Here is a 16,925-nt window from a genome sequence, read left to right as displayed (position 1 = left end):
CTCGTTTTTTATGAGTGAAATTTGCTGAAAATTCCCTATCGCAAGAGTAAAGATCTAATAAGGACAGATGAAATAATGTAACTCGTCAAATGAAACCGTTATCATTGGGTGATTAAATCAGATAATTAATAAGAGCGATTTATGAACCGATCCAAATTACTCCTGACATTCACCCTTAGTGGATTAATAACAGCGTGCGGTGGTGGCGGTGGCGGTGGCGGATCAACATCTGCCCCCAAGCCTGCCTCATCTATAATACCTACCAGCAGTGTTGCACCCTCTTCGGTGGCAGCTTCATCCACAGTTCCGTCGTCTATTCCAGTATCGAATGTTTCGTCCTCCACTTCATCGATCCAAGCAGCGGCGATCAGTGCCTTTATCGTGGTGGATCAATTTGGCTATCTACCAGATACCAAAAAAATCGCAGTAATCCGTGATCCACAAACTGGCTACGATGCCGCATTGAGTTTTACCCCCGGCGCGACTTACCAACTGATTAATCTGGATACCAACGCCGTGGTACTAAGTGGTGCGGCGGTGAGTTGGAAATCCGGCGCGACCTTTGCGGCGGCGGGCGATAAAGCCTGGCAGTTCGATTTTTCCAGCGTCACTACACCGGGCAATTATGCCGTGTTGGATAAAGACAAAAACGTCCGCTCACCCGGTTTTAAGATAGGTGCAGACATTTACAAACCTGTTCTTAAACATGCAATGCGCACCTTCTTCTACCAGCGCGCCGGTTTTGCAAAACAACTGCCTTTTGCGGAGGCCGGTTGGACCGACAGCGCCAGCCATATAGGTGCCGGGCAAGATAAAAACGCGCGTCTCTATAACGACAAAAACAATGCCGCGACTGAAAAAGATTTGTCCGGTGGTTGGTACGATGCCGGCGATTACAACAAATACACCAACTGGCATGCCTATTATCTGGTCGCCTTGCTCCACGCCTACGCCGAAAACCCCGGTGTTTGGGGCGATGACTACAATATTCCCGAATCCGGCAATGGCGTTCCCGACATAATCGATGAGATCAAATGGGGTTTTGATTGGCTGAAGAAAATGCAAAACAGCGATGGCTCAGTGCTGTCGATTGTCGGTCTGTCGCACTCCAATGCCAGTAATCAACACGCCAGCCCGCCATCGACAGCGGCAGGCGCCAGTTACTACGGCCCCGCTAATACCTCGGCAACCCTGACCAGCGCCGGTGCTTTTGCACTGGGCAGTAAAATTCTGGCGGGATTAGGTAATGCGGAGTTGAACAGCTACGCCGCTGATCTAAAAACCCGCGCGGAAAATGCCTGGACTTGGGCGATGGCTAACCCCAATGTCAGCTTCCGCAATAACGAAGGTGCATCGGCGGGCTTGGGTGCCGGTCAGCAAGAGGTAGATGACGCGGGTCGCGCCACTAAAAAACTCACCGCGGCTATCTACCTGTTTGCCGCCACTGGCTCAACCACTTACCGTGACTTTGTAGAATCCAAAGCTGCAAATGCCACCAGCTGGGTGGATGTCTGGAACGAGCCGGAAGTCTCCGCGTGGCTCTACTACGCCAGTCTGCCGGATGCGCCCAGCGCCAGCACGCTCAAAAGCCAATACAAATCCGCGCTGGATACCGGCAACAATAATTGGCCAGCGGTGCGCAATGGCGACGACCCCTACCGGGCTTACATAGGCACCAGCAATTTTACCTGGGGCAGCAACCGCACCATGGCGCGTAAAGGTCAAACCTTTTACAACCTGATCGATTACAGCATCAGCGGTACCGATAACAGCGAAGTGCGCAATACAGCAATCGGCTATCTGAACTATCTCCATGGGGTTAACCCACAGGGCATGGTGTATCTATCCAATATGTACAGCCTCGGTGTGCACAGTTCAGTCAACGAGTTCTACCACTCCTGGTTTACCAACGGCAGCGCTCTGTGGGACAGGGTGGGCACTTCAACTTATGGCCCTGCCCCTGGTTTTTTGGTCGGTGGCCCCAATCCGTCTTACGACTGGGATGGCAACTGCACATCGGGAAGTCCAAATGCTGGTTGTGGTGCTGCCGCGCCCAATCCGCCTAAGGGTCAACCGGCGATGAAAGCCTATCTGGACTTCAATACCAGTTGGCCGCTCAATTCATGGCAGATCACGGAAAACCACAACGACTATCAAGTCGCCTATATACGGTTGTTGTCCAAGTTTGCCAACTAACCAAGTACCGGTGATAAAAAAGGGGCGATAACGAAAGTTATCGCCTTTTATTTTGGTTGAAATAAAACAAAAACTTGCTAATAAGTTTCGAAAGACTAAAATATCTTTCAAGTCGAAACTTATTGGCAAGTTAAAATGACCAAACGCAACACCCAACAGCGCCGGCGGGCGATTATTGATTTGCTCAATGCCAGCGGCGAAGTGAGTGTTGAATCGCTCGCAGAGCAGTTTTCTACCTCAGAAGTCACTATTCGCAAGGATTTGGCCGCGCTGGAGTCTAACGGTTTACTGCTGCGCCGCTATGGTGGCGCAATCCCTGTGCCCAAGGAATTGATGACTGATCCAGTGGAAAAAGTTTCACTTCGTAAGCAAGCCATTGCTAAAGCCGCCGCCGAACTGATCCGCGACCACAACCGAATTATTCTCGACAGCGGTAGCTCCACCACCTCTGCCCTTTTACCGGAACTGTCCCATAAGCAGGGGCTAGTGGTGATGACCAATTCCCTCAGCATCGCCAACGCCCTACGCGAGCTGGAAAACGAACCCACTATTTTGATGACCGGCGGTACCTGGGACCCAAAATCCGAAGGCTTTCAAGGCCAGCTCGCCGAGCAGATTCTGCGTTCCTACAACTTCGATCAGTTTTTTATCGGCGCCGATGGGCTGGACTTGGAGCGCGGCACTACCACATTTAATGAACTCTACAGCCTCAGCCGGGTGATGGCTGAAGTCGCCCGCGAAGTGATTGTGATGGCCGAGTCAGAAAAAATCGGGCGCAAAATTCACAACCTCGAACTGCCCTGGTCGGCGATTAAAGTACTCGTCACTGATGATGGTATTGCTGCAAAAGACAAACAGAAAATTGAACAACAGGGTGTGCAAGTGATAATCGGTTAAACCCCTAATCTTCCCCTAACCCCTCTTTTTCAAAGGGAGGTTAGGAGGGATTGCTCTCGTTCTTAAACAAACAATATTTTTACTACTACTAAACAGCTTAAGGAGAAAAATTATGTGTGGAATTGTCGGCGCTGTAGCGCAACGTGATGTGGTGGATATTCTGGTGGAAGGATTGCGTCGCCTTGAATATCGCGGTTATGACTCTGCCGGTGTTGCAGTGGTCAATAGCAATGGTGAGTTACAACGCTTGCGCCGTTTGGGCAAAGTGAAAGAGTTGTCCGATGCAGTACACAGCAGCCCAACACCCGGCGGCACCGGCATTGCGCACACTCGCTGGGCGACACACGGTGAGCCGAGCGAGCGCAATGCGCATCCACATGTATCGCAAGAACATATCGCGGTGGTACACAACGGTATTATCGAAAACCATGCAAATTTACGTCGCCTGTTACAAGAAGAAGGTTATGTATTTACGTCCGATACCGATACCGAAGTCATCGCCCACTTGGTACAAAAAGAATTAAAAAATAGCGACAGTTTATTAACGGCAGTACAAAAAACCGTTAAACAATTGCACGGCGCTTACGGCACAGTGTTGATGGATAAAAACGACGCATCGCGTTTAGTGGTTGCACGTTCCGGCAGCCCCTTAGTAATCGGTTTGGGCATTGGCGAAAATTTTATCGCTTCCGATCAGCTTGCACTTTTGCCTGTTACGCGCCGCTTTATCTTTTTAGAAGAAGGCGACGTTGCTGAAATTACTCGCACTAGCATTCATATTTTTGATAAAGATGGCGTCGCCGTTGAGCGTCAAATTCACGAATCTACCGCCAGTTACGATGCCGGCGATAAGGGCCAATATCGCCACTTTATGCTCAAGGAAATTTACGAACAACCTAATGCGGTGATGAATACACTTGAAGGCCGCTTGAGTAATGAATCCGTTATGGATGAAACTTTCGGCAACGGCGCCGCCGAATTATTTAAACAAGTAAAACATATTCAAATCGTCGCCTGCGGCACAAGCTATCACTCGGCCATGGTGGCGCGCTATTGGTTGGAAACCTTTTCCGGTATTTCCTGCAACGTCGAAATCGCCAGCGAATTTCGCTACCGCAAATCGTTTGTGCAGCCTAACAGTATGGTCGTCACCATCAGTCAATCCGGTGAAACTGCAGATACACTCGCCGCATTGCGTTTGGCCAAAGAGCTCGGCTATTTAGGCAGCTTGAGTATTTGCAACGTCGCTGGTTCATCGCTGGTGCGCGAATCTGATCTTGCGTTTATGACCCGCGCCGGAGCAGAAATTGGTGTGGCTTCTACTAAAGCCTTTACCACGCAACTGGTTGGTTTGGCGATGTTGGTATTAGCCATCGGCAAATACAACGGCCTCTCTGCTGCACAACAACAAGAAATGGTTGCCGCGTTAAAAAATCTGCCAGCCAAATTGGAAGAGTCCTTAGCTCTTGCACCAAAAATTGAAGCGCTTGCGGAAGAATTTGCCGATAAACACCACGCACTCTTTTTAGGTCGCGGCGATCAGTACCCCATCGCGATGGAAGGTGCACTGAAATTAAAAGAAATTTCTTACATTCACGCAGAGGCCTATGCCGCCGGTGAATTGAAACACGGCCCGCTCGCACTGATCGATGCACACATGCCGATCATCGTTGTCGCACCGAATAATGATTTGTTGGAAAAATTAAAATCCAACGTCGAAGAAGTGCGCGCGCGCGGTGGCATCTTGTATGTCTTCGCCGACGAAGATGCAAAATTTGAATCCGATGCAACCATGCGTGTAATCAATGTGCCGCATATTCACCCTTGGCTCGCACCCATTCTCTACACATTGCCACTGCAATTATTGAGTTATTACGTAGCGATTATTAAGGGCACAGATGTGGATCAACCACGTAATTTGGCGAAGAGTGTGACGGTGGAATAAAAACTTCCCTTTTTGGGAAGTATCCTGTCGGTTTAAAATAAAGTAGCATACTCAGAATAAAGTATCATACTCGAAAAAATAGTTTCATACTGGAGCTGCCTAGGTCTACGCTTATCTAATCTAGGTAAGCAAGGCAGCCGGTATGAACACACCCACGGGTGGAAATAAGTATGTCGAATTGGCCGAAGCGGCCATCGCCAGACGCTTTAAGGAGGGGCGTGGTTCCGGTTCAGGCCAGAATTACCAGCCGTTCCTTACTGTCAGAGACGTCCCTTCCAAAGGACGGATCCACCGTCTTCCCAGTATTACAGTAGGTCGCGTCCATCATCTCTTATCTGATTTGGAACACCAAATCTTCTGTCTCCTCGACTGGCATGATGATGTCGAAGACATTCGTGAACAGTTCCCTATTCCCCGTGAAGACTCCCGTCGATTAGCTGAAACTCTCGGCATTGCTCATCCAAGTCATAGTGGCGTTGATCAGGTCATGACAACTGATTTTATTGTGGATGTGAATTGGAACGGGCGAACCCACCGGAAAGCCATTTGTGCCAAGTACGCAAGCGATTTGGAAGACCCCAGGATCTTGGAAAAGCTTGAACTCGAACGTAGTTATTGGTTAGAGAAGGATATTCCCTTTGCCATCATCACCGAAAAAGAGATCCCTCAGGTATTAACGGAAAATATTAAATGGTTTCGGCCTTACCTGAATCATCATGAGCTGACTGAACAGGAGCAGAAAGAATACTTTGCCATTTTCCTTGATACATCCAGCCATTACGGAAATCAGAAAGTCGCTGCTTTAACCAACCGGTTAGATTCTGATTACAACATCGAGTCCGGTACACATTTGTCAGTACTCAGGCATTTGCTCGCGCAGCGTGCATTTACTTTTGATATGGAAAACGTTTCTGTAAAAAACCTCAAATTCCAAGACTTAGTGCCCTCTGAATTCTGGCTAACGGAGCGATATCAATATGTTGTTGGTGAATGAGGTTTACCGTTATGGCAGACGGAGTTTTCGGATCTTATGGTTGAACTCCGAGATAGCTTATTGGATCGACATAGAGTCCAAACGCGCATTGCCTGAACTGGTAAAAATTGATGAACTCAATTCTTTAATCAAAGCCCAATCAATCCAAACTATTCCTGACCCTGATGAAGAGTTTGTAATTTCCCCACCGTCAAAAAAGACCAAATGGGGTGACAAAATCCAGGCGACGGGTTGGGCCTTAGTTTCTTCTTATGTTGATCAAGAACCTGATATCTATGAACCTGTCGCGCGTGGGAAGATGGTTCAATTGATACTTCAGTCTCACGATACAACCAAACAAACTATTTATACCAAATTACGTTATTACTGGCAGAAAGGAAAAAGCCCTTCATGTTTGTATCCAGACACTCGAAAAATTGGAGGAGCCGGAAAGACGAAAACAGCAGGTGATAAAAAACGCGGACGGCCGAGAACTATCATGATGGGTGTAGGTGTAAATATCACGGAAGAAATAGCTGCCGTTTTTCGTACAATGATCACAACGTTTTATTCCACTACAAAAAATAATACGTTGCAATTTGCTTACGACAAAGCACTAAAAGCGCTTGGTGTTAAACCTAAAGAGATGACTATCGAAGAACTGGCAGAATTTCCCACGTACGAACAGTTTTACTATTTTATGAGAAAGCAAACTGGCGCAGTCGAGAGAGCAAGAAAACGCGCCGGAGAAATCCAATATAACAAAGACATGCGCCCAGTTCTGGGAACATCAGCTGCTGAAGTAATGGGTCCCGGCAGTCTCTACCAGATAGACGCCACCATAGCTGACATCTACCTATTGGCCGAGAATGACCGAACCAAAATCGTTGGTCGCCCTACACTTTATATTGTTATCGATGTTTTTAGTCGGCTTGTCACTGGTATTTATGTTGGTTTCGAAAATCCATCTTGGGTTACTGCTATGAGCGCACTGGCAAACGCAATGATAGATAAAGTGGAATATTGTGCTTCTCATGGAATCGAAATTTCCCATGATGATTGGCCGGTGAAAGGAAAGCCTGAAGCAATTCTTGGTGACAAAGGTGAAATGTTGGGACGCACGGTGGAGGTGCTTAGTCACGCTCTCCATATTGATATTCAAAATACACCATCTTATCGCGCTGATTGGAAAGGTATCGTTGAGCGGCACTTCGGAACACTCCAAGCAAAATTTCAACCCTATGTTGAAGGGTATGTGACTGGTGAAATCGGCAAAAAACGCGGCGGCCATGATTATCGATTGGATGCTGAACTAACATTAAGCGAATTCACCAGATTAATAATTGCTTGCGTCGTTGAATACAACACAACACACGCTATGAAAAACTATGATGCCGACAAAGATATGCCACCTGAGTTACCTCACAATCCACTGGCGCTATGGAATTGGGGTATTAGTCATCGCACGGGAAAATTACGTGGGGTGAAACAAGACTTGGCGATGGTAAACCTTCTCCCACATACAGAAGCTACTGTAACCGAAGAAGGGATAGGTCTTTTCAAGTGCAGGTATAGTACCGCAACGGCGATCAAGGAAGGTTGGTTTCATCGTATCGATACCGACAAACCCAAAAAAGTAGTGGTGGCTTATCACCCTTATTCTGCGAACAAAATTTATCTGCGGCCTGACGGAAAATTCGATAGCTATATTGTTTGCGAATTAACGGAGCGAAGCCGGGAATTCCGTGATTTAACATTTTGGGATGTCTGGCGTATCAAAAATATCAAAGCCAAAACCGCAAGCAAGGCAAAATTAAATAAACAAAAAGGTCGTCAGAGCCTTGATGAAACGATTGAAGAAATTACCAGTAAAGCCAGGGAAAAAAATCCTGATATGTCAGATGTGAGTAAAGCCTCACGCCTTAAAGGCATTCGTGAAAATCGCACAGAAGAAGTTGCGCGACACCGCAAGAGTGCTCCCGACTTAATTTCAGGCAAATCGAAAAAGTCGAATGAGGATAATGTGGTTTACATAAACTCAAAGAAACCAACGAACTATGACATACCTGATATGGTTGATGACCTTTTTGGCGAGGACGATTAGGTTATGGATAATTTAATTCGAATACCAGAGGCTGTTTATAAAAAGCAGGGCTTACCTGAATACGATAGCAACCCCTTTATCGCGGCATTGCCATTAATCAATGATCGCAAAACGGCAATTGCATCGTTGGTTTCCACTCCTGATTTCTCAGAAGAAGAGTTAGACTATGGTCCTGATATCCGCGTACACGCGATGCAACGGCTGATCACCGATTTTTTTCAACCACAAGCACAACATATCAATCTTGAAACTAGAATTAGCATTTTGATACGGCAAGGATATATCGGAAGAAATCCTGCAACGTCAGATTTCATTAAACACCTAAATAACGGTTATGACCGCATCGTTAACAAAGATATTTCTTTGACAACCAGAACCGATGTCAACATCACTGCAAACTCCTTCAGTGTCATTGGGCCGTCAGGCTGCGGTAAGACAAAAGCACTCGAAAAAATTTTAAAGTGTTATGACAAGGTAATTTATCATCCGGGTCTCAAACTTACTCAAATTCCCTGGTTAAAACTAGAATGCCCGAGCAATGGCTCGTTAAAACAATTATGCAAAAGCTTCTTCGTTGCACTGGATAAACGCTTAGGTTCTAAATATAAAAGTAAGTACGGCAAAGCCCGTGCTGGTGTCGATGAGATGATCGCCGAGATGGCGCATTTGGCAAATCTGCATGCTATCGGCGTTCTTATCATCGACGAAATACAAAACTTAAGTGTACATCGATCTGGTGGTGAAGCTCCGATGATGAATTTCTTTGTGACACTGGTGAATGATATCGGTGTCCCCGTTATTTTAGTCGGAACTCCAAAGGCACGCCGGTTACTAGCCAAAGATTTCAGCCAAGCGCGTCGCGGCTCGGGATTGGGCAGTGTCATGTGGCAAAGGCTCAATCAAGATACGCATTGGGAAAAACTGACAGACCTGATGTGGACGTATCAGTGGCTGCATCGCAAAGCTGAACTCAGCGACGAAATACGCAATGTACTTTATGACTGCTCTCAGGGAATTATTGATATTCTCGTTAAATTATTTGTGCTTTCGCAGTGGCGAGCGATGTTAATCAAGACGGAGGAGCTCTCAGCGGGTTTGATACAGAAAACCTACCAAGATGAATTCAAGGCTGTGCACCCCATGTTAGCGGCGCTACGGTCAAACAACCCGGATGCACTTGAGAGATTTGGTGATCTAAAAATGCCGGATATTGATAACAAAATGATCCAGGCTTTCGAGGGTGAAATTCCTATAGAACAAAACGAAGCGCAAGAATTAGAAGCGGTTGATGAACAACGTGAAAAAGTTAAAAAATTATTGAAAGTCGCGATGGAGCTTGGACTGGAGCATGACATTGCTGTACCGCTGATAGAGGGAGAGGTCGCAAAAAATCCTGACTTAAATGTTGTGCACTTGATGAGCCGTATCTCCACACTCATGATCGGCACCACCGTGCCGGAAAAGAAAAAAGGCGCCTCTAAAAAGCCCAAGATAAATGATTGGCAACAGCATGCCGATACTGACATGCGAAAAATGTATTTCAGCAAAGGAGAAACAACGATGCATGAAACATTACTTGAGAAAGGCATTATCTGCAGCATTGCCGATTATCTTAAAGCTGGCTGATATTGCTTCCCTATTTTCCAAACCCCTATCAGGATGAGCTTCTTTATAGCGTGATTGCGCGTTACGGCGTGCATTGTGGAATAACCTCCTCCAAAGAATTATTACGCGACCTATTCCATCAAACTGATATCACGGCCGTAGTTGACTTTCCTGGGCACTTGAAAACATTTTGTGCATGTGTGGGGAATGCTTGCTCGTTATCTATCGAAGAGTGGATCCAGCACCACACGTTATACCCCGCGTTCCTTGCATTCGCTCCAGCAGATCGGCAAAAACAAATTCTTAAGTCTGCGTATGGTAGGAATGCTGGAAATATTCACACGCGCTTAGGGGTTTGCGCCTCTTTTATTAAACCACCAGAATATTTGAGAGTATGCAAGCAATGTCAGCTGGAACAGCGCGACCGTTTCGGTGAGGTTTATTGGCAACGCAGTTTGCAAATGCCAGGCGTAATATTTTGCCCGCATCACGAATTGCCGTTGCATGTAAGCAACACGCGTTATCATCCGATTGGAAAATTTGATTTCGAGGCCGCAGAACATACGCAAATAGTTGCGCCACTGAATTGCGCTGCTACGCGGGAAAATCAAAAATTATTTATATTGCTTGCACAGAACATGCATTTGTTAATGCATGCTTCTTGCGACAATAAAATGAGTTTCAAAAAGCTGAGTCAATTCTATTCCGAACTGGCGCAGCGACACGACCTCAGAAAGGGTACACGTGTGGATCACATCGGTGTAGCCAACAAATTTCATGCATACTGGAAAGAACCCTGCGATCAGATCTTGCCCAACCTGTTTAAGTTTAAGCCCGAATGGCTAAAATCTCTCTTTAGAAAACACCGAAAATCGTTCCATCCGTTATGTCATCTCTTAGTCTGGCAGGCATTCAATATGCCAGACTCGTTATCAACACTACATTCTATCAAGAGCTTGCCTGCTCCAAAGAAAACGCAAATAGTACAAACCTACTTACCACCCTCACACCAAGTAAAAAAGCATCGAAAGGAGTGGGCTTCAATATGTAAGAAAAATCCAACCAAGGGGATAAAGTGGTTACGTCATGAAGGAAATGCCGCAGGGATCTATGCCTGGCTTTACCGAAATGACCGGGAGTGGTTACAAAGCAACTCCCCTGAGAGAATTAAAGCGACATTTTTCTGCAATAGAGTAAATTGGGAACAGAGGGATAAATCATTATTAAAAAATCTTTTGATATTGGAAGCAAGAGCACACGTCGAGAGCGTAAATTTTCGAAAATCTAAAGCGTGGTACATAAAAAACTCAAGCACCCCGTCAATACTTGAAAAGCATCGCGATAAGCTACCTTTATGCAAAAAGTTTATTGACAGTCATGCTGAAAGCGTTGAAGAATTCCAGCGGCGCCGGATTGAAAGCGCCATTTGTAATCTTCGAGCCGAGAATGAAGAGTTACAAACATGGAAAATTATAAGACGCGCGGGCATACGAAAGGAATTTCTTTCTGAAACCTTACTAAAATTTATCGATAAAAGCCAAGGAATCCTAGGGAATGGATCATCTTCACCCAACCTTCCTCCCCATTCGTAAAAATTCTACATTAATCGCTTTTGGTGATTGCTTTTTGGACGACAAGAAAATATGGAGAATCACCTGCATTTTCAGATCGCCCAATGACATTTATGCAACGGTTACACCTGCTGTGGAGATACTACCCGCACTTGCATTGCGACGAGTATATTCAGTCGGGAAAATAACAGTTAACAAAGAAGATTTAGGTTATTTCCAACTTCCATCAGTTTCAACATGGAAGAAACTGCGAGTTGCGAACGTCCCACCAGACATATACAAGGCCTACTACGTTGATGAGTGCAAACTTCAGTGGGTATACCAGATCGAGGTCGGATCCAAAGTTGTCTGGATTCCCGTGCTGGAGCTGGCCCGCATATTGTTTTTAAAAACCGCTGAGAATGCACGCTATGCGTTTTACGAGACAAATTTGTTAGGCATGGCAAGTCTGGATTTTGAAAGTGATCAATCGATAATCCGTCTATCGAAACAATATCCTCGTCGATTGCTTGACACCAAACTGCACCAGCAATATTTAGCCTGGTTGCTACTCAATCGTGACGTTACAGAAAGCTTTTGCTCCATGTTCGAAATGCGAAATGCACAATCGGTTAATCTAGCGAATCAAACACAGTGGACCTTCGATTTCGCACCGCCTGAGTTGGAAGGTGCCGTTGTCACTGTCTATGGTAAAGAAATTGATTCGCATTTTTTCGTCAACGAGATCATATCCGTGGGTCGAGTGCCTACCAATCCCCGATACAAGAAAGTGATCATTGAGCATCCGGAAGATATCAAATATAAATGGAAAGCCGCTGATGGGGAGCCAGACAAAAAACCAAGGTCACCTAAGGCCGATATTACTATAGATCCGAATGTTGACGATTCCAGCGATCCCTCCGCAGACTCTAAGCAGAGGATTCTTGCAATACCAAGGGGTAGATTATTTTTCTCAGTCCTCATGGAGCCAAAGCGTCATTATACGGAGGTCGAAGTCGAAGAAAAGAAAAAGGGTGGAAAGAAAGGTTCGAACAATAAGGATAAAGAGAATGTTAATACCGGCGTTACTGAAGGCGATACAAAAAGCAAAAACCGTAAAGTTGACTTCCAAACACTGAAAGACCCTGACGCGATACCGACAGATTTTTTTAAACATATTCGGAAGGCATTAAAGAAAATTCAAGATAAAGAACAATGGCAAATTCGTGAAAGCGTTGGAGAGTTAACTGATGAGAATGATCGCTTTTTTAGTAAGGTACTAGGCATTCGACGGCGTTATTTTTGTGGCGAAATACGAGCAAAAGGCGATAACGTTATTACATTGATTGAAATAGATCTGTCTGATAAACACGGCCTGGCAACATTGCTTATTCGGCTGCCACCGGAGAATTACGATCTGATAGAGGTTATCTTAGATAGTTTAGTGGAGCACGCGGGCCGTTGGAACAAAGAACAAATAGATCAACTCAGCGATATAGCGACTTACATTGCTCATCCTAAAAATCTGGTGGAAGGAACTGAAAAGATCGATTATGACAGTTGGGCACATCGATTACTGCGAGAGCTGTGGTAATTAAGATTCATTAGCTCAAATCTAAAGTGACAGATTAGGTCTGGAGTATTTAGAAATAAAAATTTGCCACTAGATGGGTCAACGTTAACGCAACTTAATCCGAAATTCATAGAGTATTAATGGTTATTATGTTCAACGGCAATTCAACACTAAATGACGAATTCGAATCGTGTGGTGTGTTGCCGTTCTCTGATGCTCGGAAATAAACATTTGCGATCCATCGAAAGATGTAGAAAAAATTGCTATGCGATTTATATCTGTAGCGTCTCGCAAATTTCTAATGATATCGTCTAGTCTATTATTTTCATCGTTGAGCGCAAATGCAATCATTCCCCCCACGTTATGGCCGCTACGGTCATATTTATTGCTCGTGAATCGCTCAACGCCCTCTGAACGATACTGCTTAGCAGAGTGCAGGTCGTTTTTAGACTTTTTACACTCGATGTCCAGTTTTACGGATACCTTCGACGTTCGAACACCCAAAACTATATCGGGCTCAGCTCCTGTAAGCTGCTCTTCAGCTGATACAGAATAGCTTCGACCCTCAAGTGAATCTTCAAATTTCTGGCAAATATTCAAAACTATTTTTCGCTTAAGGTCATCTTCAGATAATTCCGATAAAGGCGGTTGCTTAATTTTATGAGAAATTTTCTGTGGGTTTTCATATCTGAGAATGAGCTTCCAAGCCTTATGAATTGCTGCAAGAACATATTCCATATGCTCTTCGGTAGTAAAGTTTTCATTGATGGGCGTTAAAGTATTAGACGATCCAATGTCAACAAATTTCATATTTACGCACTCTGTTTTATGTTGATAGCAAGCCATTTAAGATTTATTTGTTCGCCGTCAGCTAGCGCATAAGCTGAGCTCCACAAGTGGCTTATATTTGCTTTATAAACTGTCACGTTACGAAATTGTGGATCCCAAGCGAAATATGGCTCTCCTGCCAAGACGGATGCTACAGCATAGTCAGGTAGAGGCTGGAGATTGTCGCCATGAACTAGCCTCGTTACCATTCCTCCGAATAATAAACCCCACTTCCAGGCTGAAAAATCGGTTTCCGTTATTTCCGATAAAAGTTTTTGGTAGGGAATTTTTTGTTCTTCAATATTAGGCTTGATAACTGTACGGTCAAAAAAGCTTTCGACAATTTCTATATCCCAATACGATAAGTCATAAAGCTTATAAACTAATTGGTCAATCTCAATCAACAATGACTCAGAGTCTAGATCAACGGCTAGAAAGTTGGATGTATTGCGCCGTAGCTGTTCTACTTCACGTCCTAAAACGGATAATGCTTCTATTAATTTATCTTGTTTACCCATATTATTTTTTGGGAGCGGGAACAGTTGAATAGATGTGTCATCCAAATAACTATGTGATCGCTGTCCAAATTGACGTGCAATAAATCTAATAACGAAGGAAGAAAATTTCGATGAAAAAACACTAGCAAGTGCATACTTATCAAAATGCTTACTACCTAATGCGATTACATCATCTAGGATGGTAAAATTTTCTGACTTAACAGCAATATGTAATCTACTTTTTACTTCATGACGACGCAATAATAATGGTAATGACTGAGCTTTTTCAGCAGTTCGCCTCATGTCAGTCTTTTTAATTACGGAAAAAGTACCGCTACTGTGAGACATCAAGCCAATATTTTTTGCCTTAAATGGCATTTTAATGGTAGCACCTCTTAAGATTTGACCGCCCTTCTGTGCTTCAATTAGACCTTGTCGACTCGTCGAGAATATTCGCTCAATTAGTTTTGCTTCAGCTATTGACGCGCTCATCAATGAGAGTGGATTCAAACCATATTGGCTTTCAAAGCTATTCAGTTCAGTTAAATTAAAAGATTTGTAATGAGCATCATGAATCATGATGAAATTCATCATTTTTGAAAATGGCGTATGGGTTGGCGTTAGTAAATCAATCTTACTATTTTTCCCCGGGGCACCAAAAAATAATGCAGAGGTATGCTCACTTGATGTAGAATAACCCAAAATTTCATGCACCCCACTAAAATCAATTACAGAATCCAATCGCTGAGTTTTTTCAAGCTCTATTCGGAATTTTGAGGTTCTATTTGTCCAGACGGTACTATTTAAAAGAATACCTACTCGTCCGTCCTGTTTAGCTAATTCTAAAAATTTGAATGCAAATGCCTCTGAACTGCTGCCTTTATTAGGTTGTGGATATTTTAATTTAAGAATTTCTTTATAATTAGTCGAAAAAGACTTAAATCCCCAAGGAGGATTTCCAACTACGACATCAAATTGTTTTGGTTCAACATACGGAGACAACGGAGGAAATAGTAACGAAGGGCTATAAGCATCTTCGTCTTTGTTTTTAACGATTCCGTTCAATAAACCGTCACGAACAAAAAGTACCGAATTAATCAGGTATGGAAATTTGAAGGTGGAAGGAATGCGCTTTACGCCATCCAAAATAGCCAAGGTTAAACTAAATGCTGCAATTCGAATTGCAGTCGGTTCTATATCCCAACCTGTTATTGTGCAACTCACAAGATCTGCGCTTTCTTGAGCAGAAAGTATAGGCTTATTTGAATTTATACGAAGATTGTTAATTGATTTTTTAATGGTTAAAAAAGCTTGCACTAAAAAGATACCCGAACCGCAGCAAGGGTCAAGAATAGTAAGCTTTCGCAACTCACGTTCATTTTTGTTAATTAGCAGGGGAGTTAATGTTTTCTCTACAACCCGTAGGGCAATCTGCGGTGGTGTGTAGTGCGTACCAGAATCATTATTTGACCAACGTGCGGTTGCTTCAATAAAGCGCTCGAAAATAGAACTTATTAAATCGGTATTTATTAAATCAAATCTATAAGGAAAAAGGCGTTGCTGCCCTTCATTAAATGGTGTGGAGCCAAACACATTTGTAAGTGCAGTTAAAATATTTCGGCTAAGTGATTGTCTTGGCGCTCGCGATAGCTCCCCATTAAATTGAGTAGCAAGATCATTAAAAATAGTATTGACTGCTGAAACATTTCGGCTATCAAGGGCTTCGGCTAGCGATAACTGACGATCCCAAAGTCCCCTATGATCTAGAAATGATGCAAATAGACATCGATCAATAAGCCCATGCGCCAAGTCATTATTTAATCCGAGCTCCGATAGCAATCTTAATAGACCTTCCAGAGCTTCGACAAGATGAACGTCTACTGTTTTGCGTTTTTGCCTATTAAATAGTGAGGCATTATCAGCATAAAAACGCCCACTTACCAACGCGTCACGCGTCGGAAAAATTATCGGCTTATCAAATTGCTTTGCACTAAAGGGTGGTTGTTTTGCATCGTAGACTTGAATGTTGTGTCCATCTCCAATAATAAACACGACCTCGGCTTCATTTTCATTCCAAATTTTTATTCGTGTTTCACATGTGTCGCTTCCATCAGGAACGCAATAAATAGGCGCCATGGAACCTACGGGATTTACTTTGACCGCAGCTGGAATTTCTTTCAGGTGCTGTAAGTCACTCGCTAAAAAACCGTGCTCATGAAGCAATGAACTAATTCCATTATGCTCTTTTTTCATTGCTTCTCACCGCTTGAAGAGGAAAAGGAATTTCTAAATTAACTGGTCGAACCACATCTCCTGTCAAGAAGCAGAAAATTCGATCAACCATTGCCTTCAGTGGCACAATCACAACAGCATCCTCATATGTGTTAATGGTTTGATTTGTCGATGCAACTAATTGGGTGCTCTGTGTCAATGGAAATATAACGAGAGTGTCATTACAAAGCTCACCAAGGGGTTTATGCATACAGATACTTAATAGCCCAGACGAGTAGGCAGCTATAGAGCTAACTTGAATACCCAAGTCGCGGCTAAGAAACTTCACAATTAAAAAAAATAACGCATCTTGTGCACTGTATGTTCTTGCTTTTCTAGATCCAACATTACGTAATGAAAATGGGGGCAAAGTATTTGTCCAAACCCTTAACGTCTGAGAATTGATCTCAAGCAATTCATTAACTTGGCTTGTTCGCAACGTTTTCATGCAGTGCACTCCCTAATTTAGCTGATTAAGTATACTGT

Annotated in this window: 11 protein-coding genes; 8 read left to right on the top strand and 3 right to left on the bottom strand. The window is 44.0% G+C overall.

Annotation, left to right across the window (positions count from 1 at the left end):
* Positions 1 to 141 precede the first annotated feature (141 nt).
* The 8 genes from AWU77_RS00985 to AWU77_RS00950 all read left to right on the top strand — a co-directional run bounded on the left by AWU77_RS00985 (position 142) and on the right by AWU77_RS00950 (position 12,864).
* Entirely contained in the window at positions 142 to 2,196 is a 2,055-nt protein-coding gene (locus AWU77_RS00985) for a glycoside hydrolase family 9 protein (RefSeq protein WP_062057866.1), read from the top strand.
* Positions 2,197 to 2,331: 135 nt separating this feature from the next.
* Complete coding sequence (locus tag AWU77_RS00980; protein WP_062057863.1) at positions 2,332 to 3,093, top strand: DeoR/GlpR family DNA-binding transcription regulator; 762 nt, start codon at positions 2,332 to 2,334, stop codon at positions 3,091 to 3,093.
* A gap of 112 nt (positions 3,094 to 3,205) precedes the next feature.
* The gene (gene glmS / locus AWU77_RS00975; protein WP_062057860.1) at positions 3,206 to 5,038 is read left to right on the top strand and encodes a glutamine--fructose-6-phosphate transaminase (isomerizing); all 1,833 of its coding nucleotides are present in this window, start codon (positions 3,206 to 3,208) and stop codon (positions 5,036 to 5,038) included.
* A 142-nt stretch (positions 5,039 to 5,180) separates the two neighbouring features.
* Positions 5,181 to 6,032, top strand: coding sequence for a heteromeric transposase endonuclease subunit TnsA (locus AWU77_RS00970; RefSeq protein ID WP_062057858.1), 852 nt, complete (start codon positions 5,181 to 5,183; stop codon positions 6,030 to 6,032).
* Complete coding sequence (locus AWU77_RS00965; RefSeq protein ID WP_062057855.1) at positions 6,016 to 8,115, top strand: Mu transposase C-terminal domain-containing protein; 2,100 nt, start codon at positions 6,016 to 6,018, stop codon at positions 8,113 to 8,115. The genes AWU77_RS00970 and AWU77_RS00965 overlap by 17 nt, the downstream gene beginning before the upstream one ends.
* A 3-nt stretch (positions 8,116 to 8,118) precedes the next feature.
* Entirely contained in the window at positions 8,119 to 9,741 is a 1,623-nt protein-coding gene (locus tag AWU77_RS00960) for an AAA family ATPase (protein WP_062057852.1), read from the top strand.
* A 2-nt stretch (positions 9,742 to 9,743) separates the two neighbouring features.
* Entirely contained in the window at positions 9,744 to 11,312 is a 1,569-nt protein-coding gene (locus tag AWU77_RS00955; RefSeq protein ID WP_062057849.1) for a TnsD family Tn7-like transposition protein, read from the top strand.
* Positions 11,275 to 12,864, top strand: coding sequence for a Tn7-like element transposition protein TnsE (locus AWU77_RS00950; protein ID WP_062057846.1), 1,590 nt, complete (start codon positions 11,275 to 11,277; stop codon positions 12,862 to 12,864). The genes AWU77_RS00955 and AWU77_RS00950 overlap by 38 nt, the downstream gene beginning before the upstream one ends.
* 132 nt (positions 12,865 to 12,996) lie before the next feature.
* Here the strand turns inward: AWU77_RS00950 and AWU77_RS00945 are convergent, their stop codons facing one another.
* The 3 genes from AWU77_RS00945 to AWU77_RS00935 are packed head-to-tail and all read right to left on the bottom strand — an operon-like array spanning position 12,997 to position 16,887.
* Positions 12,997 to 13,653, bottom strand: coding sequence for a hypothetical protein (locus AWU77_RS00945; protein WP_062057843.1), 657 nt, complete (start codon positions 13,651 to 13,653; stop codon positions 12,997 to 12,999).
* A gap of 2 nt (positions 13,654 to 13,655) precedes the next feature.
* Positions 13,656 to 16,421: a class I SAM-dependent DNA methyltransferase gene (locus AWU77_RS00940; protein ID WP_062057840.1), complete on the bottom strand. Its 2,766-nt coding sequence runs from the start codon at positions 16,419 to 16,421 to the stop codon at positions 13,656 to 13,658.
* A complete protein-coding gene (locus AWU77_RS00935; protein WP_062057836.1) occupies positions 16,405 to 16,887 on the bottom strand; it encodes a hypothetical protein in 483 nt (160 codons plus the stop codon). Before AWU77_RS00935 ends, AWU77_RS00940 begins: the two co-directional genes overlap by 17 nt.
* Positions 16,888 to 16,925: the final 38 nt, after the last annotated feature.

Origin of the sequence: Cellvibrio sp. OA-2007 (assembly GCF_000953825.1) — a bacterium.
Taxonomy (GTDB): domain Bacteria; phylum Pseudomonadota; class Gammaproteobacteria; order Pseudomonadales; family Cellvibrionaceae; genus Cellvibrio.
Note: the sequence above shows the minus strand (reverse complement) of the source record. Positions and strands in the feature narration are given on the sequence as shown.

Coding starts and splice junctions, on each gene's coding strand:
- AWU77_RS00985 (WP_062057866.1), top strand. CDS start 142: ATGAACCGATCCAAATTACTCCTGACATTCACCCTTAGTGGATTAATA.
- AWU77_RS00980 (WP_062057863.1), top strand. CDS start 2,332: ATGACCAAACGCAACACCCAACAGCGCCGGCGGGCGATTATTGATTTG.
- glmS (WP_062057860.1), top strand. CDS start 3,206: ATGTGTGGAATTGTCGGCGCTGTAGCGCAACGTGATGTGGTGGATATT.
- AWU77_RS00970 (WP_062057858.1), top strand. CDS start 5,181: ATGAACACACCCACGGGTGGAAATAAGTATGTCGAATTGGCCGAAGCG.
- AWU77_RS00965 (WP_062057855.1), top strand. CDS start 6,016: ATGTTGTTGGTGAATGAGGTTTACCGTTATGGCAGACGGAGTTTTCGG.
- AWU77_RS00960 (WP_062057852.1), top strand. CDS start 8,119: ATGGATAATTTAATTCGAATACCAGAGGCTGTTTATAAAAAGCAGGGC.
- AWU77_RS00950 (WP_062057846.1), top strand. CDS start 11,275: ATGGATCATCTTCACCCAACCTTCCTCCCCATTCGTAAAAATTCTACA.
- AWU77_RS00945 (WP_062057843.1), bottom strand. CDS start 13,653: ATGAAATTTGTTGACATTGGATCGTCTAATACTTTAACGCCCATCAAT.
- AWU77_RS00940 (WP_062057840.1), bottom strand. CDS start 16,421: ATGAAAAAAGAGCATAATGGAATTAGTTCATTGCTTCATGAGCACGGT.
- AWU77_RS00935 (WP_062057836.1), bottom strand. CDS start 16,887: ATGAAAACGTTGCGAACAAGCCAAGTTAATGAATTGCTTGAGATCAAT.